Origin of the sequence: Terrisporobacter petrolearius (assembly GCF_020748185.1) — a bacterium.
Lineage (GTDB): Bacteria > Bacillota > Clostridia > Peptostreptococcales > Peptostreptococcaceae > Terrisporobacter > Terrisporobacter petrolearius.
Window position 1 is genome coordinate 93,603 of the sequence record NZ_JAHZMO010000002.1, and the last position, 23,158, is coordinate 116,760.

Below are 23,158 nucleotides of genomic sequence, written 5' to 3' on the forward strand. Positions count from 1 at the left end.
GCATAGTTTTTTTTATTTCTTTTTATGATTTATGTATTTTATATAATTTTCAACTATAATATTTATAGGGGGGTGTTATTATGAATTTTGGAGATAGAGTATTATATAAAAACGATGACAATATATTAAAAGGCGTTTTTATAAAAGAACTAAACCAAGTAGAAGTATTAATAAAACTAGATGATAAAAAAGAAAAAAGTATAGTTTCAAAAAATGATATTAAATTTGTAAGTAATATGGATAATATGGACTTAAGTCATGCATTAGCTGTAGCAGATTATATATCAAAAGAAAAATACGATGGCCACTTCACTCTTCTTTGCTTTACGTCTGGGTGTAGATTTTGCTTTGGCACACTAGATAAAATCAATTATAATACAACAAGTCTAATGGCTTGTGGGAAAACAATTGAAGATGCTATAAAAACTGCTATTGACAAAAAAATAGATGCTGACAAAATTTTAGATAATGAAGATAAAATGTATAAATAAAGCTACATAGTTTAAATTTTAGATAATCCATTAAATATTTAATGGATTATTTTTTTTATTTGTTTTATATTATAATTAGAAAAAAATCAAGGAGAATTCATAATGAAGTTTATAAAATCATCATTTATTCCAAATAAGAAAATAAGTTTAGCATTAATTGATAATAGAGCAGATGAAGATATTATTAATAATCTAAATAAACTTAATATAAATGTAATTAAAAGTGTAAAATGTAAGGAAACTTATAATGCCATAAGTTGTCATCCTGATATATGTGTTGTTAAGTTAAATGATAATAATATCTTAGTAGCTCCAAATGTTTATGATTATTACTATGAAATTTTAACTCCTCTAGGTTTTAATGTAATTAAAGGCAGCTTACCTATAGATAGTAAATATCCTAATAATATTCCATATAACCTTGTTATATTAGGAAATAAAGTAATACATAATTTTAAATATACAGATAGTATCCTACTTGATTATATAAAGAAAAATAACATGGAGAAAATTAATGTGAAACAAGGATATTGTAAGTGTTCCACATGTATAGTTGACGAAAATTCAATTATCACTTCTGATGAGGGAATTTATAAAGAAGTTATTAAACATAATATTGATTGCCTATTGATTGATAAGGGCCATATAGATTTGTTTGAGCTAAACTATGGTTTTATTGGAGGATGTAGTGGATTAATAAGTAATGACACCCTTGCTTTCTTTGGAAACATAGAAAACCATCCAAACTTTAAAGAGATCAAAAGCTTTGTTTATGGACGAAATAAAAAAATACTTTCTCTTAAGGAAGAAAAACTTACTGATTTAGGTTCTTTAATTCCTTTGCTTTAAATAAGTTTACTTTAATCTAGAAGTTTTTTCAAGGGAAAAGAATATTGCAATATATCAGTAAATAAAAAGGCATATTTAATAAAATATGCCTTTTTGACTTATAATTTATATATTAACTATCTTTGTTGCTATTTTTTCTCCAAAGGAAATATCATGTTCTACAAATAGCATAGTTGGATTTTCACTAAGTATTAAATCTTCTATTTGCATACGAGAAATAACATCTATAAAGTTTAGTGGCTCATCCCAAATATATAACTCTGCTTTTTCACATAAGCTTTTGCTTATAAGTAGTTTTTTCTTTTGTCCCTCACTCCACTTATTAATATCTTTTTCAAATTGAACATTATTAAGACCCAATTTTACTAAAGTCCTTTTAATTGACTCTACATCTATATTCAAGGATTTTGCAAAATCATTTAGATTACCTTTTAAATGAGATGTATCTTGACAAATATAGGATATATTCTTTACTGTTTTCATATATCCATCATGAGAAATATTTTCACCCATTATTAGTTTAATAATACTTGATTTTCCAGATCCATTCTTGCCACATAACCAAACTCTTTCCCCAGGTTTTATATTAAAACTTACATTTTTAAATATGTCCTTTTCACCATAGTTAACTTTTAAGTTATGAACTTCTAATACATCTATATTTGATGACTTTGATTTTGATAAGTCCAACTTTTCAGCCACATCTAAATTTTTTAGTAGTTTTGATTTTTCCTCTATAGCTTTATTTTGCCTTGTTTCTATACACTTAGCTCTTTTCATCATTTTTGCTGATTTATGTCCTATAAAACCTCTATCACAAGGTCCATTTCCCTTCTTTTTTGATTCAATTTCATAAGACCAATTTGATTTTTGTTTTGCTGTCTTTTGTAATCTTTGTATATCCTTTTGTAGTTTTTCATTTTGAGCTTTTTCAAACTCATCTTCTCTATCTTTATTAAAATGATAAGTTGAAAAGTTTCCCTTTTGTATTTCTATATTTGCTTTGTTAATAGAAAGTATATGATCAACTACTATATCTAAAAAAGCTCTATCATGAGATATTACTATAAATCCTTTTTTACTTGCTAAGTACTTTGCCACAATTTCTCTTCCATCCACATCTAAATGGTTTGTTGGCTCATCTATTAATAAAAAATGATTTTTTCTTAAAAACAAGCCTACTAGAAGTAACTTTGTCTGCTCACCTGAGCTTAGTGTAGCAAAGTTTCTAGTAAGTATATTTTTATCTAAGCCGATTAAGTTCACTTCTTTTTCAATTAATTCATTTATTACATATCCATCATTATATATATATTTTTCTAAAATTTCTCCGTAAATATTTAGCTTATCAGGTAAATTACAATATTTCTCCATATCTTCTTCGTATTTAGAAAAGGGGGCTATAGAATTTCTTACAACTTCCAAGGCCGTATCATTTTTGTTACCCCCTTTAATTGGAAAGTATTCAAACTTGACTGTGCTACTAATTATTCCACTATATTCATATTCTCCCATTAAAAGTTTTAAAAAAGTTGTTTTACCTCTACCGTTTCTACCAATTAAACCCAGCTTCCAATCAGTATCTATACTAAATGATACATTTTTGAATATATCTTCTCCATGTGTATCATATTGAAAACTCAAATTATTAATATTTATTTGTGCTATGACAATCATCTCCTATCAAAAGGAAAATTCATTCATATATGATTACATAAAAAAATCTTCCTCAAATTTAAGTATTTTTCTACCTTAAATCAAGAAAGACATAATTATTCTAAGTATTTACGCACAGAAATAAAGCTATTTTTAGCTTGTGTTTCAGGTAATTAGAGTATTTACATTAATCTTATCCTCAATTTAAAGTAGTTTTAGGCTCAATAAACAGAGTATTTGTAAACACTCTAAAAAACCTATTAAACTATCTATTTTGAATAAGATTATTTTCTCACTTTACCTGATCACCTCCCATATTTAATGTAATCATTATATCTCCATAATAGTAAATAGTCAAATTTTATTTTGAATTTAGTTGTAATATATTTATTTTATGTTATATAATATATAGAACAAATATATTATAGTCTGGAGTGATAAAATGATATTAAATTTGGATTTTAACAGTGATGTTCCCATATATACACAGATTAAAGAAGAAATAATAAAGTCAATTGCCCGTGGAGATTTAACCATCAATGAATCTCTACCTTCTGTTAGAAATATGGCTGAAGAAATTGGTGTAAACCTTCATACAGTAAATAAATCTTATAATCTACTTAAAGATGAAGGATATATTAATATTGATAGAAGAAAAGGTGCTGTGGTAAATACATTGCCATTACCTAAAAAAGATGATAATACACAAAAAATAAAATCTATGCTTGAACTTTTGACTGCCCAGAGTTACCTTTTAGGTATATCCAAAGAGGAATTTATAGATTTTAGTAATAAATTCTTTGACGATTATGAGGTGAAAAATTATGAATAGTACCATGGCAGTTATTATAAATGTTCCAACATTATTTTTATTGTATATTATGATATATTTTACTCAAGCTTTAAGCGGAAAAAGACAATTCTATGGTGTTAGTTTGAATAGTGATTATTTTACTAAGGATGAATTTAAAGCCTTAGACAAGAAGTTTAAATTTCTAGTTACCATAGGATTTATTGCATTTGCAATAATTACATTAGTATGTATTTATGTATTTAAAGCTTATGAGTTTTCATCTATATTTCCCATATTAGCCTTTTGTTTATATCAATTTGGTGTATTTGTCTATATCCATAATAGGGTAAAAGCTTTGAAAAAAGAATTATCAATAGAAATAACGGATTTAGAATTAGAAAAAACTCGTCTAGTATTAGACACGGATTTTATTAATGAAAAAAATAGAATTATAAAAAAGTATTCCATATTATTTATAATTCCTGTAATTGTTACTGTGCTAATGGGAATTTATACTCTTACACAATATAATTCTATGCCTGATATTATACCTACTCATTGGGGTATAACTGGTGCACCTGATGCTTTTTCACAAAAATCCCCTACATCTGTTCTAGGACCCATAATTATGAGTGTTGGAATTGGAATAATTATTTGTATTAGTTCTATATACTCTCTAAAAACTAGAGGTAAATTAAATATTGATGATATTGCAAAAAGTAAAAAACTTCATTTAAATTACTTAAAGAAATTTGCACTTACTTTTTTCGTCCTAAATTTATCTTGTCAGGTTTTATTTATTACTATATTGATTGCTACTGCTAATGCAAGTAGAGTTAATGTTTTTGTCATGTGGACTTGTACAATATCACTAATTCTAGCTGCAATTTACCAAACCTATTTATATTATAAATCACCTAGTAAATCAAAATCTGCTGTTTATTCAGTAGATGATGATGATAATAACTGGTTATTAGGTACTTTTTATAATAATCCTAATGATCCTTCTTTATTTGTACAAAAAAGATTTGGTGTGGGATGGACTGTAAATATAGGAAATACTAAGGGAAAAATATTATTTATTTCTCCTTTTATAATAATAATATTTGTGCTTTTTATAGCATTTAATATGTAATAAAAATGGAGTAATGTAAAATAAATTTACAATACTCCATTTTTATTACAGGTTTCTAAACATGCTAACACCTTTAGTTTTTAATAATCCATATAATAAGAAAACTCCTATAAATGTTATTATATTTCCTATAACTAAGAATATATTAATATCATCTATTTTAAATATATATCCTATACCACAAAGAACCGCCAAGTATAATACATCTGAAATCATAGTAATTATTACACTTGCTCCTCTTTTTACAACTGCCACATCACTTGTGAATTCAAGTTTGGGATATAATAAATTTATTATTATTCCTAATGTTGCACTAAATATTGAAAGTAATATAATAGCAACTATTATGAGTAAAGTGGCTATTATGGGAAACTCCAATTTGAAAGATAAGGCAATGAATGAAACAAGAGATATAGGTATAGTCAAAATTAAGTTTAATAGAATTTTACTTTTAAAAATATCCATTTCTTCAATGGGAGAAGATTTTAATATCCATAAATTTTTTCCCTCCAAGGAAATAGATACACATGTTGTATTAGTAAGCATTAAGCAAAATAATGTAATTCCTAATACTTGAAGTAATATCATATCCTTAAACATATTTATTTCTAATATTTGAGCTATTTTGTCGTATCCAACAAATAATATTGCTATTGTAAAAATAGGTAACATTATCATACCAATAGATGAATTCATAACATAAATATTTGATGAGAAAAATCTCTTTGTTTCTTTATTAAGTAATGATCTTACAGGAGCAGATAACTTTAATTCTTTAAATTTGTAATCATTAGTTTTATAAGTTTCACTTAATTTACTATTGATTTGATTAAAATTCTTTGCAAATAAAAACACAAGTACAATTGTTGGAATAATAGAAACTAGGGTAAATATTAATAGTGAGGCTATATTTCCCATTTTTAGTGCATCTACAAAATAATATGCTAATGGATATAATTTTTTCGTTCCATCTATAATAGAAGTACTATTTTGTATAATAGTTGTCATTACATTTTGTAAATTAAAAGATAAAATTAATACAATTACTACTAATGATAAGTTTAATATAATTGACACTAAGTTACTTTTTTTAGTCTTTGTTGAAATATTAGTAATAAAAAATGCCACTATATAAGAAAACGTAATTGGTATTAATGGCGCTACTAAAGTTAAAATTATTAAAAATGGGAAATATAATACAGTAGTTTCAACTTTAATAAAATATACAATTCCTGGTACTATTAAAAATGCTGCTGCAAATAAATAATTACTTATAATAAGTGTTAATATTTTACTACTTAAAATTGTTCTCTCTTTTATTGGCAAGCTTGATAATATCTCATAATCTTTACTTTGGAAAAGATATGATGGTGACTTATAAAGGGAAGTGAAGAATGTTGTAATAGTACATCCCACAATCCCTAATATAAGAAGTAGTTCCATTTGGTTTATTTTTATTAAAAAATCAGATAAATAAAAACATAGTATAAACCCATAAATTGATAATATGATTATAGTAAAAATTATTAATAAGGCCATTGCAAAACCTTTTGATTTTTCTTTTTTATCAACATATTTTAATTTATTAATTCCACTTTCGTTTATTAAATTATTTTTCATTAACAAAGCTAAATTACTCATTATCAATCATCTCCATAAATATATTTTCAAGGGATTTATCACCTTTAACTTTCTCAGTTTCTCCACAAGTTACTAATTTTCCATCTTTTATTATGGCAATTTTATCACATATTTTTTCTGCTACTTCTAATACATGTGTAGAGAAAAATATACAACCACCATGTTTACAAAATTCCTTCATAATTACTTTTAAAGTAAATGCTGCTTTCGGATCTAATCCTACAAAAGGTTCATCTAATATTAATATCTTGGGACTGTGTATTAATGCTGATATAATAGCTAACTTTTGTTTCATTCCATGGGAATAAGATGAAATTAAATCTCCTAAAGCCTTATCTATTTCAAATTCTTTTGCGTAGTATTTTATTTTTTCTTCCCTTTCTTTTTTTTCTACTTTAAATATATCTGCAATAAAGTTTAAATATCCTATTCCAGTAAGACTTTCATACAAATCTGGATTATCAGGAATATAGGCTATCTCTTTTTTACATTCTATTGGATATTTTTTTATGGATTTTGAATTTATTAATACATCTCCTTCTTCAAAGTTGTGTATTCCAACTATGGATTTTATTGTAGTTGTTTTACCTGCTCCATTATGACCTATAAATCCAAATATTTCTCCTTCTTTAACTTCCATAGATATATTATCTATGGCCTTTTTATTTTTATATGACTTAGTTAAATTTATTATTTTTAACATTTTATCTCCCTCTTTATATATTTTATAGTTTTACTATCTGTTATATATAATATATAACAGATAGTATATTTGCGCAACATTTTTATAATAGTTTTTTTATTACAATAAATCATAATTCAATGTTTCTAATTTTATGTTTTGTATATAACATTAAATGCTCTACTTTCTATTCACAAATATATAAACTATAATTATAATTAAATACAAAAGTAAATTACTAATTGGAGGAATACATATTGGAGTCACTTACTATTTATCTAATCGTTTGTCCCCTTGTCTTTCTTGGTGGATTTGTTGATTCAATTGCTGGGGGTGGTGGGTTTATTTCACTTCCTGCTTATATGATGTCTGGTTTACCTGTTCATATGGCAATTGGAACAAATAAATTAAGTTCAGCCATGGGAACTTCCCTAGCCACATATAGGTTTGCAAAAAAGGGATATATTAATTTAAAAACAGCCATATACTGTGCTATTTGTGCCTTAATTGGGTCTATTATGGGCGCAAAAACAGCCTTGTTGATTGATGATAAAATTTTCAAGTTAATTATGCTTGTTATTTTACCTATAACAGGTTTATATGTTATTTTTAATAAAAGTTTAGAGAGAAATAAAAAACAATGCAATGATGAATATGATTTTTCATATAAGAAAATTTTGATTATAGCTATAAATGTAGCTTTGTTTATAGGTTTTTATGATGGGTTTTATGGACCTGGTACTGGAACTTTTTTAATGATAGCTTTAACTAGTCTTGCTCATATGACTTTAAATGAGTCTGCTGGAATTACTAAAGTTATTAATTTAACCACTAATATAACTAGTTTATGCGTCTTTCTTTTAAATGGGAAAGTAATGTTTGGCCTAGGCCTTGTTGCAGGTTTCTTTGGAATTGCAGGAAATTATATTGGCACTAATCTATTTTCAGATAAGGGAGTTAAAGTTGTAAAACCCCTTATGATTGTAGTATTATCCATATTTTTTATAAAGCTTCTTATGGAGACAATATAAAAATACTATAGGTAAATTTTTCTCATCTAAAAAGAGTATTAAAATTATTATTTTAATACTCTTTTATTTATTTTACTACTTTATGCAATTAGATACTTCTGTAAAAATCACGCCTAGTCCATATGCTCCTGCATCTGGATGACCTAAACTTCTCTCACCAACTGTTCCTGCACGTCCCATACGTGCTACTATTTTTTCTGTAGATTTGGCACCATCTACCGCAGCTTTTGCGCCAAGCTCAAAGGCTTTTTTAAAAGTATGATTTTCTTTTACACTTTTAGTCCAAGTATCTGCACAAGGAGCTAAGGCATCTATAAGAGTCTTATCGCCAACAACTGCACCACGTCCAAATGATCTCTCACCTGTAGCTTGAATTCCTTTAACTGACGCTTGAATCATATTTGCAAAATCTTCTATATTTAGCTCTTGTTTATTACCTACTTCTCTAGAAGCTGCCCTAAAAGCAGATCCCCATATAGGACCTGACGCTCCTCCACAATGCTCCATTATAACCATAGAACAGTCATCTAGGAATTTATTTATAGTTAAATTATCCTGTGATAATATTTCCTTCCACTCTCTTTTTAATTGTTTAAATCCTTTTGCAACACTCATACCAAAATCTCCGTCACCTGCAAAAGAGTCTAGTTCGCAAAATGGAACTTCATTTTCTATTATTACTTCACTCATTTTGTCCACTATATATATCATATTATCTAGTGTTATTTTTTCATCAACTACATGTGCCATTTCTTCTTTTGATTCAACTTCAAAAGATGTAAGTGCAAGTTCTTCATTTACGTCTAAAGTAGAATACTCAACATTGTCAACTGGTCCACTAACTTTAAATGCAGGTGTATCACTTTCACATGATAATAATTCTTTTAGCTCTTCATCAAGCTTCATTATAGACACAGATGCTCCTGCCATATCTATACTTGTCATGTAATTTCCTACAAAAGTTCTGTTTATTTTTATATTTTTCTTTGATAATTCACCTGTAACAGAGTTATTAAATAAATATAATTCTTGTAAAGGTGTTCCCCCAAATCCATTTATTAATAAGGCGATTTCATTATTTTCATTTAACTGCATATCATTTGATAAGGCATACACAATTCTTCTAGCTAGATCATCTGCTGTAGTAATTTTTTCTCTTTTTATACCTGGCTCACCATGTATACCCACACCAAATTCCATCTCGTCTTTTGCTATTTCAAATGTTGGAGTTCCTTTTGCTGGCACTGTACAAGAAGTCAGTCCAAAACCTAAACTTCTAACATTGTCAGCTGCCTTTTGTGCTACAGTTTTTACTTCTTCTAGTGACATACCTTTTTCTGCTGCTGCACCTGCAATTTTATGAACAAAGACAGTTCCTGCAACTCCACGTCTTCCTACTGTATATAAGCTATCTTCAACTGCTATATCGTCATCTACTTTTACATAATCTACAGTTATTTTATCTTCGCTTGCTAAATGAGCAGCATTTTTGAAATTCATCATATCTCCACTGTAGTTTTTTATTATAAGTAAAGTTCCTTTTTCACTGGCAGTAGCTTTTATTCCTTGATAAACTTGAATTTGAGAAGGGGAAGCAAATACGTCTCCACATATGGCTGCATCTAGCATTCCTTTTCCTATAAAACCTGCATGAGCTGGCTCGTGGCCACTACCTCCACCACTTATTAAGCTTACCTTATTTTTATTTATTTCTTTTTTCTTTATTATTTTATACTTTTTTACAAACTCTAACTCAGGGTGAGCTAAGGCTATTCCGTTACACATTTCCATAACAACATTTTCTGGTTTATTTATGATTTTTTTCATCTATTCCACCTCATAAGCTATATTTTAAATTTAAACTACTATAAACTGCATAAATATAAGTACCTGTTTTATAAAGTACTTATATTTATGATTTATTTTTTATATCCTATTTATTATTTTTATAGTTTTTTCCAAGTCTATCAGCAGTTATAATTGCAGCTGCCACAGCTTCTACGCTTATAGGGAATGGCATAGAATGTACTGATTCTTCTGGTATACAAGATTTTGCTGCAACTTCCATTAACTCTTCTTCACTTATTTCATTTACCCCTATATCTTCTAAACAAACTGGTAAACCTACTTCCACACAGAAGTCTAATACTTGATTTATTTCTTCTTCAGATGCATTTTCTAGTACTAACTGAGCTAAAGTACCAAAAGCAACTTTTTCACCATGGAAATACTTATGTGTTCCTTCTAATATAGTAAGACCGTCATGTATAGCGTGGGCTGCTGCAAGTCCTCCACTTTCAAAACCAAGTCCTGATAAAAGGATATTTGTTTCTATTATATTTTCAAGGGCTGGAGTAACTAAATTGCAATCACAAGATACTTTCGCCTTAGGTCCATCAGCAAGTAAAGTTTCGTAACATAATTTTGCAAGGGCAAAAGCAGTATTAGTACCTTTTGCTGGAGATGTTAAGTTTTCTCTTGCTCCACAAGGAAGACCAGCATTTACATTTGAGTATGATGCTCTTGTTGCTCTAGCTTCAAAATAAGTTGATAAGGCATCACCCATTCCAGATACTAAAAATCTAGTAGGTGCTTTAGCTATTACAGTTGTGTCTATTAATACAACACTTGGACTTTGTTTAAAATATGCATAATCATCAAAAGATCCATCTGGAGTGTATAGTACTGCTGAATGACTAGTAGGTGCATCTGTTGCTGCTATTGTTGGAACTATTATTAAAGCTTCACCTTCAGCCACACATTTTGCAGTATCTATTGCTTTACCTCCACCAAGTCCTATTGTACAATCACAGTTATTTTCTCTTGCTACTTCTTGTAATCTTGCTACTTCTTGTCTTGAGCACTCTCCTGTAAATCCACTTTCCACAAAAGTAATATTAAACTTCTCACAAGTTTTATCTAGTTTCTCTTTTACACGATTTACATCATCTGGATGCGCTATAAGTAGAGCTGATTTTCCGAAAGTTTTCACGAAATAACCTAAATTTAATAATTCATCTTCACCTTGAACATATTTTGTTGGACATATTAATGCTTTTCTCATCTTTTAATTACTCCCATCTATTTTAGTTTTATTTTGTTGAAATTTTATATTTTAATTATAATATCGTTTTCCTTTTTAATCATGAGGCTTACATGTCATAAAATTACAATTTATAATCGTAATTTTATTAACTAAAATAATAAAATTGTATTATTTCTACTTTTCGTTAAGTACTTAACCATATTTTTAGACATAAAAATTTATTGCTCTTCGTAAAAAAAAACTTGATTTCCCCTCTTGTTTAAGCAAATTCTTACTAAAAAAAAGCTATAAATAGAAAAGAACTGAACTCTTTTCTATTTATAGCTTTCTTAATATTCTCATTAAATTGTTAATCTTTTATTTATAAATGAAACTTACATATAAAATTCACTGTGAAATCCTTTATTTTTACATGTTTTTATAATATTTTCTATAAACAGAAGGTGTTACTCCTTCATATTTTTTAAAAATCTTAATAAAATAACCAGGTTCATTAAATCCAAGTTCATCACTTACTTGACTTACACTCATATCACTTTCTTCCAAAAGTTCTTTAGCCCAATTTATTTTCAATTTTGATATATAATTAGAAAAACTATCTCCCATTTCCTTTGAAAATAGTCTACTAAAATAACTTTGGCTTATATGACAAACTTTCGCCATACTTGCAACAGTAATATTTTCACTTTTATTTTTGTATATATAATCAATTGCTGGCTTTAAAGTTGAACTAACCTTTTTATCACATTCATACTGTGAAACATAAGCATCAATCATAGCATTAGATATTCCTTTTTTTAACTTCTCAATATTATCTACACTATAACCTTGGAAAAAATCTTCATCTATTTCTTTATTGTTACCTATGGATTTTTTGTACATTTCCAAAATCAAATTTTTATCTAATGCTTCCTCCACTAAGTAATTACAAAGAGAAGACAACATATTAGCTATATTTTTCACTTCTTCATAAGTAAGTAAAGGTAGCTGTTCATAATATTTTTTAAATTTCTCCAAAACTTGACCTGATACTGAGTCGTTAGAAGTATCTACTATTTTTTCCATATCTTTAGTAGAATTATCACTTAATTTAACTTGCCCTGCCATTATTGCCCCCATATATCTACCATCAATAATTATAGGCACTGCCACATCTACTATATTGTAGTGGCACAAGTAAATATAAGGTTCATTTGATCTAACCGCTTCTAGCCCACCTCTTGAGTCACATTTTTGACAATATTTCACCATTTGAGGATGATTTCTTACAGATTCGCAAAACCTAGAACATTTACTATGTTTGCTTATGGGATTTCCCTTATAATCAACTGTTATAATAGCCATGTTTGTGACTAAAGATAAATTATCTTGAAGAGTTTGCCATTTTTTAAAATCTATTACTTTGTCCAAATTTATTTTCTCTTTTTTCAATCTGTAACCCTCCTCTATAGTACGATTATTGATTTATTACAAAAATGAAAATTACAATGTAAGTTTGTATGAATTTTCTTTAAGCCACTTTTCACTTTTCCTAAAATCAGGTAATATTTCTTCTACAAGATTATAAAAATCCTTTGAGTGATTCATATGAGCCAAGTGTGAAAATTCGTGAACAATAATATAATCTATTACATGAACTTTTGCCATGGAAATTCTTGAATTAATATAAATAGTTTTTTTAGATGTACAACTTCCCCATCTTTTCTTTTGTTCTTTAATTTTAATTATGTTAGGGACTAGCTTATTCATCATTGGCTTTTCAATTTTTAATTCTTCAAGTCTTTTTAAAACTATTTTTTCACTTTCTATTTTGTACCACTTTTTAAGTTCCTTTTTAATATACTCACCTTCATTATTATTAGTAGTAATAATTAAATTTTTCTCCTTTATATCTATATGACAATAATTTTTTTTATTATTTTGAGTATTTTTATCTTCAACTATTTTTAGTTTGTATTCCTCTCCTAAGTAATAAAAAACCTCATCATTTACATATTTTCTTTCCTTAAAACTTTCATCCACATTTTCAAATTTATCTAAAGTCTTCATTATCCAAGATGATTTTTCCTCAAGTACTTTTTTTAAAAATAAAATAGATACAGATCTTGGACTAATTATTTCTATAGTATTTTTTGGAATTATCCTAATTGAAATATTTTTTCTTTTTCTATATTCAACTTTAACTCCTATATTTTCTTCTTTATATAAAAAACTAATAGAGTTATTTTTATTATCTAAAAGTACTTCATATCTTTTTATCATTTTTCTCTCCCAAGCTATATATTTATTTCACAGTGCATGTGATTTTTCACATCTTCACCTTTCACAATATAACCTTGTCCTTTTGAACAAAATATAGAATTAGACGTATAAAGCATATCACTATTTTTATCGTAATTTCTTTTTTCTAAAACATCTTCACTATTATGGCATTGATTATATCCATCATAATTAAAAGTAATTCGCCCTCTTCCCTTAGTAAAGGATATTAGCTCTAATGGATAATTCATAAACTCACTTACAGGACCTCTTCCACTTATTACTGACTTATTATTACTAGAATCTTTAATATCAAAACTTCCACTCATTTTTTGAATATCTGAAATTACGCTTCCCAAATAATCATTGTCTATTTCTATTTTAAATTTATAATAAGGCTCTAGCAATATGTTTTTCACTTGTTCTAGTCCTTGTCTTAAAGCTCTAAAGGTGGCCTGCCTAAAATCTCCACCTTCAGTATGCTTGTTGTGTTCTTTTCCAGTTAAAAGAGTTATTTTTACATCTGTAACTTCATATCCACCAAGTATACCTCTATGACTTCTTTCAAATATATGAGTTTTTACTAAATTTTGATGACCAACTGTAATATTATCCACATGAGCTAAACTTTCAAAGCTTATGCCACTATTTCTTTCACCTGGTTCAATTTTTAGCACAACTTCTGCATAATGTCTTAGTGGTTCAAAGTGACCTATACCTATGGCTGTATCCTTTATAGTTTCTTTATATAAAATTTCACAAGGACCAAAATCCACATTTAAATTAAATCGTTGTAAAACTATTTCTTTTAATACTTCCAATTGGATTTTGCCCATTATATTTATCTTAATTTCTTTAAGCTCTTCACTATATATGGGATTTAGTGAAATTTCTTCTTCTCCTAAAATTTTAAAACATGAGTAAACATCTTTAATATTTATCTTTTCATCAAATAATACTTTTGTACTAAGTGTTGGCACTATAAAGTTATTATCTTCAGTGTTTAGCTTAGAAAGTTTATCCTCTTCTTTACTTAATACTATAAAATTAGAAGGATAAGTTTGGCTTAGCCCTTTTATAGCTACTATTTCTCCAGCATAAGCTTCATCTCTATTTATAAATTTATCGCCCTTATAAATTCTTATTTCATTTACTTTTTCTCTTAATATATGCTTTTGACCCATGTAACATAGTTCATCTTTAATTTTCAACTTACCTGACATAACTTTTATATATGTTAATCTTTGTTTGTTTTCTTCACTTTTTATTTTATATACTTTTCCAATAAAATTTTTGTTTTCATCATAATTTGTTACACTTAAACGATCCAATATTTCTAAAAGATTGTCTACATTTTCATCAAATAAAGCTGAACCAAATACACAAGGATAAATATTACAACTATTAAATAAAGATTTGATTTTTTCAAACCATAAATCATAATCATATTTTTCATCTAAAAATCTTTCTAATAATTCTTCATCTTTTTCTGCAATAAATTCTATTAATTCTTCACTCATTTTATTATTTAGTTCTTTTGTAAAATCAAAAATGTCCTTAGATAAGTTTTCTTTTAAACTTATATTTATCTCATCTTTATAAGATATATCTCTATCCATTTTATTTACAAAAATAATAGTTGGAATATTATGTTCTCTTAAATAGTTAAATATAGTTTCACTATGAGACTGAACTTTTTCCACACCACTTACTATTAAAATAGCATAATCTAGCATTTTCAAACTTCTCTCCATTTCAGGACTAAAATCCACGTGTCCTGGAGTGTCTATTAAATAGTAATTTGAGTCTTTGTAGTTAAAGTAGCCTTCCTTTGAAAATACAGTAATACCTCTTTGTCTTTCTATATGATTATTATCAAAGTATGAATCTTTATGATCTACCCTTCCTCTTTTTCTTATGGAATTTGTATGATAAAGTATTTGCTCACATAAAGTAGTTTTCCCACTATCAACATGAGCTAAAATACCAATTATTTTATTCATCTTACACCTCATTTTTTATAATATATAAACTTATCTTATCATATTGCATTATCATTAGTAAAATAGATTAGTAATATAAATGACTAGCATATTAACTTAGTCCTTTACTACCTGTTTTCATTGACAAATTTATTATTTTTATTTAATATTATATATGATAGCCATTCTCATTTGTGAATTAATTATAATTGAAAATAGTATTCTATCATGTCCGTATTTTTTATTTATTAATATATTGGCATTAAATTTATACTATAATTTAAGGAGTAAAATAAGATGTTAAATATAAATTATATCTCAGAAACATTTTATAATTGCTGTAATATACCTATTAAAGCAATATCTAAAGAATATAATGAAATCTATAAATTTGGATACAATGATTATTTAGATCAGCTGTACCCAAAAAATAAAATAAATGACTTTATATTAAATGAAATGAATAGTAATAAAGATATTTACACTCTATCTATTGATAATGAAATTCAATATATTATTACAGATGCTTGTAATGTTTTGTTTATCCTAGGTCCCATATCAACAAATCCTTCTAATAAGTTAGTTTGCTATAAGCCAGCTACTTGTTTTGAATATATAGAGTGTATGCTATGCAAAATAATTGAAAACAATCTTATTTATGATGTTAACAGTCGTTCATATAATATATATGTTAGAAAGGCAATACATTATATACATAAGTATTACAATGAGGATATATCCATAGATGATTTATGTGAAAAATTAAATATAAATAAGTCATATTTTTGTAACTTATTTAAAAAGTCCACAAGCCAAACCTTTTCTAACTTTTTAAATTATTTTAGAGTTGAAAAAAGTAAAAAGTTACTTGAAGATCCTAAACTATCTTTATTAGAAGTTGCTTTAGAAGTTGGGTTTACAAATCAAAACTATTATACAATTGTTTTTAAAAAAATAACAAATCAAACTCCTTCAGCTTATAGAAAAGCTATTGTTTCTCTTAAAAATCAAGTATATTAGCATTATCTCTAGAATATAATCTATAAATATTCCCTTTTAATTGCATACAATAATATTTTAAACTTAAAGACGTTGATCTATCAACGTCTTTAAATAGTTTCATATAAAGGTAGGTGAAAAGATGTATAACCTGGATTTAAATATAGTAAGTACTTTAATATTATCCATTGTCTTATATTTGTTTGGGAATTTTCTTACTAATAAAATCTACATCCTTAATAGATTATGTATTCCCCCTCCTGTTGTAGGTGGTCTCACATTTTCATTATTTGTTTTTATTTTAGAATATTTTAAAATAGTAAATTTATCTATGAATACTCTACTTATGCCATATTTTATGTCATTTTTCTTCACAATAGTAGGATTAAATGTGAGTTTTAAGTTGTTAAAAAAAGGGGGAAAAGTTTTAATTATTTACTGGTTTCTATGTGCACTTTTAGGATTTTCTCAAAATATAATAACTTTTGTTTCATCAAAACTTTTAAATATTAATCCTCTTTTAGCTTTAATGTGCGGCAATATATCTATGGAAGGTGGACATGGTTATTCTTTGGCTTTTGGAAGGACGCTAGAATCTTTAGGTATAACTAATGCTTGTAGCGTAGGATTTGCTTCTGCTACTTTAGGTTTAATTATGGGTGGAATAATTGGAGGTCCTGTTGCCAAGATTTTAATTGAAAAGCATCATTTAAAGTCTGCCAATATACATAAAAAAAATAAATCTTCTGTAATAAGCAGTAACTCTTCTATATTAGACATTAATGACACTTTATTCTTTGAACAAATTTTAATTGTTTTAGTTTCTATGAGTATTGGTAGTGCTTTAGCAAATATTATTAATTTATATTTTCATATAGTTGTACCTAGTATTGTCGGTTGCATCTTTATTGCAGTACTATTTAGAAATTTTAACGATAAGGTTAAAATAATGACAATGGATTTTAAACTACTAAATTTTTTACAAGAATTATCCCTTGGTATGTTTTTGACTATGGCTCTTATGAGTATTGACTTTTTCACTTTGTCTAGTTTATTTGGACCTATAGTTTTTATAGTAATTTGCCAAGTATTATTTATTGTTATATTTACTACTACAATTGCATTTAGGGCACTGGGTAAAGATTATGACGCTGCTGTAATGATAAGCGGTATGTTAGGTCATGGCCTTGGGGCGACTCCTAATGCTTTGGCTAATATGGGTTCAATAACAAATAAATATGGGCATAGTCAAAGTGCCTATTTAGTAGTCCCCTTAGTTGCAGCTTTTTTGCTAGATATTTTCAGTATCCCATGTATTCTATTTTTTATTAATATTCTTACATAAACAAAATTTCCACAAGAGATCTTATCATACTATTTAGTTAATTCTTTTACTAATTAACTTTATTTTTAATTATAAGATACCTTAAATTATCATATTTGTATTAAATTTATAAAAAATATCATAATAATAATAGTAAAGTAAATATTATGAAGGAGGTACATTATGAATAGCAATTTAAATTGCCTTGTTTCAAATTGTGCTTATAATAAATCTGGTTATTGTTATGCTTCACATATAAAAATAGAAGGCTTTGAGGCTACTGTTACTCCAGAAACTTACTGTGAAAGTTTCATAAGTAAAGCAGAAGCTAATTTTACAAGTAGTGTGAGTGATAGTACATTAACTAATACTCAAAACATTTCTTGTAGCGCCAAAAACTGTACATATAATATTCAAGGTGCTTGTAATGCAAATCATGTTCTTGTTAATATGAAAAATGCGGTTTGTGATACATTTAGACTTAAGCATTAGTATATAAAAAAGAGAGGTTACCCTCTCTTTTTTTAATTTATCTTCTTTTCCATGGCTGCAATCATTTTTTCTTTTATTATTTCTGCCAATACTACTGTTTTAATTCTTGGATTTTCAATATGATCATATATAGGGTCTAAGTACTCAACTTCTACACTTCCCGAATGAATTTTACCCACTGGCTCATAGCCTTCATAAGTACTTCTAGAGTTTTTTATTACCATGGGAACTATAGGGCATTTAGCCTTATATGCTATTTTTAGAGATCCAGCTTTAAAATCAGAAACTAAAGCATTAGGGTCTTTTACCCAAGTCAAATCTCCTTCAGGAAAAACAGCCATGCTTTGACCGTTCTTTATATTTTCTGAAGCTTTAATTATACTTTTCATACCTTCTCTATTATTTTCTCTATTTATAAAAACACACTTTATTATGTTTAGCCAATGACTAACAATTGGTATATGTCTCCACGTAGGCACGTCAGCAATTAAAACACCTACTGGTTTTTCTATGCTAGATACCAAAATATAACTATCTAACATACTGGCATGATTTGATACAAATAAGACCTCTTCTTTAGGTACTTTTTCTTTACCTGTAATTTTTATCTTTATTTTAACTAAATTAAGAGATCTTTTTGCATGATTTTTTACAAATCTAAATTTTTCAATACTACTGTATTTTTTTTCATTGTACTTTATTTTTATTAGCTCTGGTATAGATAATATGAATCCCAAAAATTGATATAATGCAAACTTAATATAATTAAACACTAACTCCACCCCTTAAAAAATGTTAACAATTAATTCTAGCACACTTTGATTTATTTTTTAAGTATTTATATTTTGTTATAAAGTCAGTAAGTCTATGAATATAAATTAATAAATAGATAAAGCTTTTCTATGTAAAGGAGGATAAATATGGCATCTACCATAAAAAACTATAATGATAGATTAGTTATCATAAATATAAACTCTCATACAGGTGATAAAGTTAAACTAAATCTACCTGTAGAGTTTGTAAAAAAACTAATAAAAAACAATGCTTTGAATTTTTTTATATTTGAAGAAGAAATAGTTGATACACAGAAGATGATAAAATCTCTTTTAGACTCTTTTAATTACAATCTAACAGGAGAAATTCTTAATTTAGAAAGATATAATGGTGATTTAGTAAAAATTAAAATTCAATAAATTAATATCCTAATTAAAAAAGTTGTCTCTAAGAGACAACTTTTTTAGTTTGCTTCAACTTGATTAGCTATATTACATGCATGATCTGATACTCTTTCTAAATTTGTTAATAAATCTAAGAATAGTACTCCAGAATCAATTGTACATTTTCCTTCATTTAATCTTTCCATATGAGTTTTCTTATAAAGCTTATTAAGAGCATCTACTTCGTCTTCTACTTTATATATTTCAGCTAAATCTTTTTTATTATTATCTGCTAAGCAACTTAATGAAGACTTGAAGTTTCTTTGCGCTTTATTGTATATGTTAGTCATTTCTTCAATAGCACTTTTAGAGAATTCTAAGTCTTTATCTATAGCTATTTTAGATAATTCAGATATATTTTCAGCATGATCAGATACTCTTTCAATATCATTAACTGTATTAAATAATAAGTCAACTTTATTTCTTTCATCATCATTTAAAGATGACTTAGAAAGTTTTAATAAATAGTTTAATATTTCTTTTTGTAATGTATTTACAGTTTCTTCATGTTTTTCTGTTTTATTAACAGATTCTATTGATTTATTTAATAAAGAATCCATAGAAGATTCTAATGCATAATTTGCTTTTTCACCCATTCTTAAAACTTCTTTTACTGTGTTTCCAAGAGCTATAGATGGAGTTTGAAGAATTCTTTCATCTAAGTATTTAGTTTTAACAGATGCTTCACTTTCTTCTTCTGTTATTGGCATAAGTTTTAGTACTATTTTTACTATATATTTTGCAAATGGTAATAAAATTAATACATTTACTACGTTGAATATTGTATGTGCATTTGCTATTTGTCTAGCTGCATCATTTGGATCTAAGTACTGAACAACCATACTTATTGGTTTACCTAATATTAGCATAAATATTATTGTTCCTATTACGTTAAATGTTAAATGCATTGTTGCTGCACGTTTGGCATTTCTAGAGGCTCCTATACTTGATAGTAATGAAGTAACACAAGTTCCTATATTATCACCATAAAGTATTGGAAGTGCTGCACTAAGTGGTATTAAACCTTGTGATGCTAAAGCTATAAGCATACCCATAGATGCGGAAGAACTTTGTATAATTCCTGTTATTGCAAATCCTGCAAGAATTCCTAGTACTGGATGTTTACCAAAATAAATAAATGCATCTCTGAAACCTTGGTATTCAGCTAAAGGTTTGACAGCATCTTTCATAAATTCCATACCTGTAAATAAAATACCAAATCCTAAAAGTATAGTTGCTAATTCTTTAGTTTTTTGTTTTTTACTAAATAAATATAGTATTATACCTATTCCAAGGGCAATTGGTGCTATTGCTTCTAAGTTAAATGATACTAATTGAGCTGTAACAGTTGTTCCTATATTTGCCCCCATTATTACACCTATTGCTTGGCTTAAACTCATAATACCAGCATTAACAAAACCAACAACCATAACTGTTGACGCTGATGAACTTTGTATAATTCCTGTTACTACTGTTCCTACTAGAACACCCATAACTACGTTGCTAGTTAACTTTTCAACTATTTTTTTTAGTTTTTCTCCTGCTGCTTTTTGTAGACCATCTGCCATTAAGTTCATTCCGTATAAGAATAAACCTAAGCCTCCTAATAGACTTATTGCTATTTCCAAAATAATTTCCTCCTTAAGTTATACCTAGTGATTATTATCTGCTTTTATGTACAATTTTATCTTGCCATACATATTTAACAATTATCTTTGCCATTTAGCAAATATTTAATAAATATTTAAGTTCCTATGAAATAATAATATATTTTTCGACTAATTTGGTTAAGGATAGGTTAAATAATTGTTAAGAAAATGTTAAATTATATATTAATTTTTAAAACACATTGTTATTTTTTACAGTTGAAATGAAATTATTATATTATTTTGCTACTATTTTCCCTTCCATATTCCTACTAATTTATTTAATAAAGTTTAATCTTAATTTATTAGATTAGTAAAATATTGGGTATTTATATTTTAGGAGGTGATTTTGTGGAAGAAATAATGGCGCTAATAAATAGAAAGTTTTTAAAAGATAATGAGTTATTATATTTAGAAGATCATGATTTAGTTAAGTCTTGTGAATTTTTGAAACCACATAATGCCCATTATAAAGAGTATTTAGTAGTAATTAATAATAATGATAAAGATGAAGAACATATTGTATGCTGTAAGTTCATATAGTTTTCTAAATTTTTTTCCTTTTGTCATAGTCAAATCATATAATGAATAATTATATATAAATCAATTGATAAACTTTAGGAGGTATGTGAATGAAGGAAGTATGTGCAGATTTGACTGTTTACTTTCAAGAGCCTTATTGGGTAGGAGAATACAAACGCATTTCAGAAGAAAAAATTGAAACAAGTAAAGTATTTTTTGACTATGAACCATTAATTCATCAAGTTTATAATTATTATTTGAAAAATTGGAACAAACTTAATTTCACCGTATCTTATGAATAAATAAATGTATGGAAAAATAGCTAGGCTTATGTTTTATGATATAATAATCTAGCTATTTTTATATTGAGTTTTTCATTGCAATATTTGCATCTCCTAGTACATATTAAACTAATGTATGATTTCTTGGTTTTTCTTTAAGTAGGTCTTTTATTACCTCTTTAAACATTATTGGTTTATGTAAAAAATCTCTCAAATCAATTTCTTCATCTGCATAAAGGCAAAGCCTTACAAATCCATCATTAGTAATAATCATTTTATTGCACCTCTCACAAAAACAATCACTAATTGGTGAAATAATTCCTACTCTCCCTTTTGACTTTTCCATCTTATAATATTTAACATTATGATCTTCCTCAAATCCTGATATATTAATATCTTCAAGGCTTTCCATTAATTCTTTTGTATTAACATAACTTAAATCATAAAGTCTTTTACTGCTACCCCATGGTGTAAGTTCTACAAACCTAACATCCACATTATTGTATTTTGTCAGTCTAATAAAATCATATACTTCGTCTGTATTAAATTCATCTATAAGTACACAATTAATTTTAACTGGCAATTTAAGTCTTATACATGTATTTAAAGCATTTAACACTTGTGTTAAACTTCCACCCCTAGTTACTGCATTATATTTATATTCTTTTAGAGAATCAATACTTAAATTTACCCTATCAAGACCGCTATTTTTCAATTCCAATGCTTTTTCACTGAAATGTTGACCGTTTGTTGTAATAGAAATATCTTCTATATTACACTCATGTTTAGCAAAATAAATTAAATCCTTTAAATAAGGATATAAGAGAGGCTCTCCTCCTATAAACTTTATTTTGTTGACACCAAGTTCTTTAAAGTTTTTTATTATAAACTTATAATCATCAAAACTTAGTATATTATTAACATATTCATCTTCAACTGTTTCGTCTTCCTCTTTACAGTAAACGCACCTTAAATCACATTTATCTGTAAGAGAAATTCTAAGATAGTTTATTTCTCTTGAATAGCTGTCTTTCATTTAGTTACCCTCTTTGCTTATAATTTTCCTCTTTAATTATATAATATTACTTAAAGTCAATTAATTCAAATATTTT

22 protein-coding genes are annotated in these 23,158 nt (G+C 26.9%); 11 read left to right on the forward strand and 11 right to left on the reverse strand.

Features of this window, described 5'->3' with window-relative positions:
- Positions 1-80: 80 nt before the first annotated feature.
- Together K0040_RS01825 and K0040_RS01830 are read left to right on the forward strand one after the other, a co-directional pair.
- Positions 81-491, forward strand: a complete 411-nt coding sequence (locus K0040_RS01825) for a hypothetical protein (protein WP_228107269.1) — start codon at positions 81-83, stop codon at positions 489-491.
- A gap of 102 nt (positions 492-593) precedes the next feature.
- A complete protein-coding gene (locus K0040_RS01830) occupies positions 594-1,340 on the forward strand; it encodes a DUF6873 family GME fold protein (protein ID WP_228107270.1) in 747 nt (248 codons plus the stop codon).
- 105 nt (positions 1,341-1,445) lie between these two features.
- Here the strand turns inward: K0040_RS01830 and abc-f are convergent, their stop codons facing one another.
- On the reverse strand, positions 1,446-2,984 hold the full coding sequence (gene abc-f, locus K0040_RS01835) for a ribosomal protection-like ABC-F family protein (RefSeq protein ID WP_331476262.1): 1,539 nt from the start codon (positions 2,982-2,984) through the stop codon (positions 1,446-1,448).
- A 454-nt stretch (positions 2,985-3,438) separates the two neighbouring features.
- Between abc-f and K0040_RS01840 the strand changes: the two genes are divergently transcribed.
- Together K0040_RS01840 and K0040_RS01845 are read left to right on the forward strand one after the other, a co-directional pair.
- Positions 3,439-3,828, forward strand: coding sequence for a GntR family transcriptional regulator (locus tag K0040_RS01840; RefSeq protein ID WP_228107271.1), 390 nt, complete (start codon positions 3,439-3,441; stop codon positions 3,826-3,828).
- On the forward strand, positions 3,821-4,924 hold the full coding sequence (locus K0040_RS01845) for a DUF1648 domain-containing protein (protein ID WP_228107272.1): 1,104 nt from the start codon (positions 3,821-3,823) through the stop codon (positions 4,922-4,924). The genes K0040_RS01840 and K0040_RS01845 overlap by 8 nt, the downstream gene beginning before the upstream one ends.
- A gap of 45 nt (positions 4,925-4,969) precedes the next feature.
- Here K0040_RS01845 and K0040_RS01850 read toward each other — a convergent pair whose 3' ends face one another.
- Together K0040_RS01850 and K0040_RS01855 are read right to left on the reverse strand one after the other, a co-directional pair.
- Positions 4,970-6,565 (reverse strand): putative ABC transporter permease subunit, encoded by a 1,596-nt coding sequence (locus tag K0040_RS01850; protein ID WP_228107273.1) that lies wholly within the window; start codon positions 6,563-6,565, stop codon positions 4,970-4,972.
- Complete coding sequence (locus K0040_RS01855; protein WP_228107274.1) at positions 6,558-7,268, reverse strand: ABC transporter ATP-binding protein; 711 nt, start codon at positions 7,266-7,268, stop codon at positions 6,558-6,560. The genes K0040_RS01850 and K0040_RS01855 overlap by 8 nt, the downstream gene beginning before the upstream one ends.
- Before the next feature lie 236 nt (positions 7,269-7,504).
- Between K0040_RS01855 and K0040_RS01860 the strand changes: the two genes are divergently transcribed.
- Entirely contained in the window at positions 7,505-8,278 is a 774-nt protein-coding gene (locus K0040_RS01860) for a sulfite exporter TauE/SafE family protein (RefSeq protein WP_228107275.1), read from the forward strand.
- Between the two features lie 75 nt (positions 8,279-8,353).
- Here K0040_RS01860 and dhaK read toward each other — a convergent pair whose 3' ends face one another.
- From dhaK to K0040_RS01885, 5 genes are all read right to left on the reverse strand, one after another.
- Entirely contained in the window at positions 8,354-10,105 is a 1,752-nt protein-coding gene (gene dhaK, locus K0040_RS01865) for a dihydroxyacetone kinase subunit DhaK (protein ID WP_228107276.1), read from the reverse strand.
- A 106-nt stretch (positions 10,106-10,211) separates the two neighbouring features.
- Positions 10,212-11,342: a glycerol dehydrogenase gene (locus K0040_RS01870; protein WP_228107277.1), complete on the reverse strand. Its 1,131-nt coding sequence runs from the start codon at positions 11,340-11,342 to the stop codon at positions 10,212-10,214.
- A 390-nt stretch (positions 11,343-11,732) separates the two neighbouring features.
- Complete coding sequence (locus K0040_RS01875; protein ID WP_228107278.1) at positions 11,733-12,755, reverse strand: PocR ligand-binding domain-containing protein; 1,023 nt, start codon at positions 12,753-12,755, stop codon at positions 11,733-11,735.
- Positions 12,756-12,806: 51 nt separating this feature from the next.
- Positions 12,807-13,586 carry a M48 family metallopeptidase gene (locus tag K0040_RS01880; RefSeq protein WP_228107279.1) on the reverse strand — a complete coding sequence of 260 codons (780 nt, stop codon included), beginning with the start codon at positions 13,584-13,586 and terminating at the stop codon, positions 12,807-12,809.
- Positions 13,587-13,600: 14 nt separating this feature from the next.
- Entirely contained in the window at positions 13,601-15,586 is a 1,986-nt protein-coding gene (locus K0040_RS01885) for a GTP-binding protein (protein WP_228107280.1), read from the reverse strand.
- Positions 15,587-15,862: 276 nt separating this feature from the next.
- On the opposite strand from K0040_RS01885, the gene K0040_RS01890 reads away from it, so the two are divergent.
- The 3 genes from K0040_RS01890 (at position 15,863) to K0040_RS01900 (ending at position 18,380) form a co-directional block, all read left to right on the forward strand.
- Positions 15,863-16,585 (forward strand): helix-turn-helix domain-containing protein, encoded by a 723-nt coding sequence (locus K0040_RS01890; protein ID WP_228107281.1) that lies wholly within the window; start codon positions 15,863-15,865, stop codon positions 16,583-16,585.
- 121 nt (positions 16,586-16,706) lie between these two features.
- On the forward strand, positions 16,707-17,909 hold the full coding sequence (locus tag K0040_RS01895; protein ID WP_228107282.1) for a sodium/glutamate symporter: 1,203 nt from the start codon (positions 16,707-16,709) through the stop codon (positions 17,907-17,909).
- A gap of 162 nt (positions 17,910-18,071) precedes the next feature.
- Positions 18,072-18,380, forward strand: coding sequence for a DUF1540 domain-containing protein (locus K0040_RS01900; protein WP_228107283.1), 309 nt, complete (start codon positions 18,072-18,074; stop codon positions 18,378-18,380).
- Positions 18,381-18,412: 32 nt separating this feature from the next.
- On the opposite strand, the gene K0040_RS01905 is transcribed toward K0040_RS01900, so the two are convergent.
- Positions 18,413-19,153 carry a lysophospholipid acyltransferase family protein gene (locus tag K0040_RS01905; RefSeq protein ID WP_228107284.1) on the reverse strand — a complete coding sequence of 247 codons (741 nt, stop codon included), beginning with the start codon at positions 19,151-19,153 and terminating at the stop codon, positions 18,413-18,415.
- 147 nt (positions 19,154-19,300) lie between these two features.
- Here K0040_RS01905 and K0040_RS01910 point away from each other — a divergent pair, with 147 nt between their 5' ends.
- The gene (locus tag K0040_RS01910) at positions 19,301-19,573 is read left to right on the forward strand and encodes a hypothetical protein (protein WP_228107285.1); all 273 of its coding nucleotides are present in this window, start codon (positions 19,301-19,303) and stop codon (positions 19,571-19,573) included.
- 44 nt (positions 19,574-19,617) lie between these two features.
- Here K0040_RS01910 and K0040_RS01915 read toward each other — a convergent pair whose 3' ends face one another.
- Positions 19,618-21,225, reverse strand: coding sequence for a Na/Pi cotransporter family protein (locus tag K0040_RS01915; RefSeq protein WP_228107286.1), 1,608 nt, complete (start codon positions 21,223-21,225; stop codon positions 19,618-19,620).
- A 369-nt stretch (positions 21,226-21,594) separates the two neighbouring features.
- On the opposite strand from K0040_RS01915, the gene K0040_RS01920 reads away from it, so the two are divergent.
- Positions 21,595-21,786, forward strand: a complete 192-nt coding sequence (locus K0040_RS01920) for a hypothetical protein (RefSeq protein WP_228107287.1) — start codon at positions 21,595-21,597, stop codon at positions 21,784-21,786.
- 89 nt (positions 21,787-21,875) lie between these two features.
- Positions 21,876-22,067 carry a DUF2992 family protein gene (locus K0040_RS01925; RefSeq protein WP_228107288.1) on the forward strand — a complete coding sequence of 64 codons (192 nt, stop codon included), beginning with the start codon at positions 21,876-21,878 and terminating at the stop codon, positions 22,065-22,067.
- A gap of 103 nt (positions 22,068-22,170) precedes the next feature.
- On the opposite strand, the gene moaA is transcribed toward K0040_RS01925, so the two are convergent.
- A complete protein-coding gene (gene moaA / locus K0040_RS01930; RefSeq protein ID WP_228107289.1) occupies positions 22,171-23,082 on the reverse strand; it encodes a GTP 3',8-cyclase MoaA in 912 nt (303 codons plus the stop codon).
- Between the last annotated feature and the right edge of the window lie 76 nt (positions 23,083-23,158).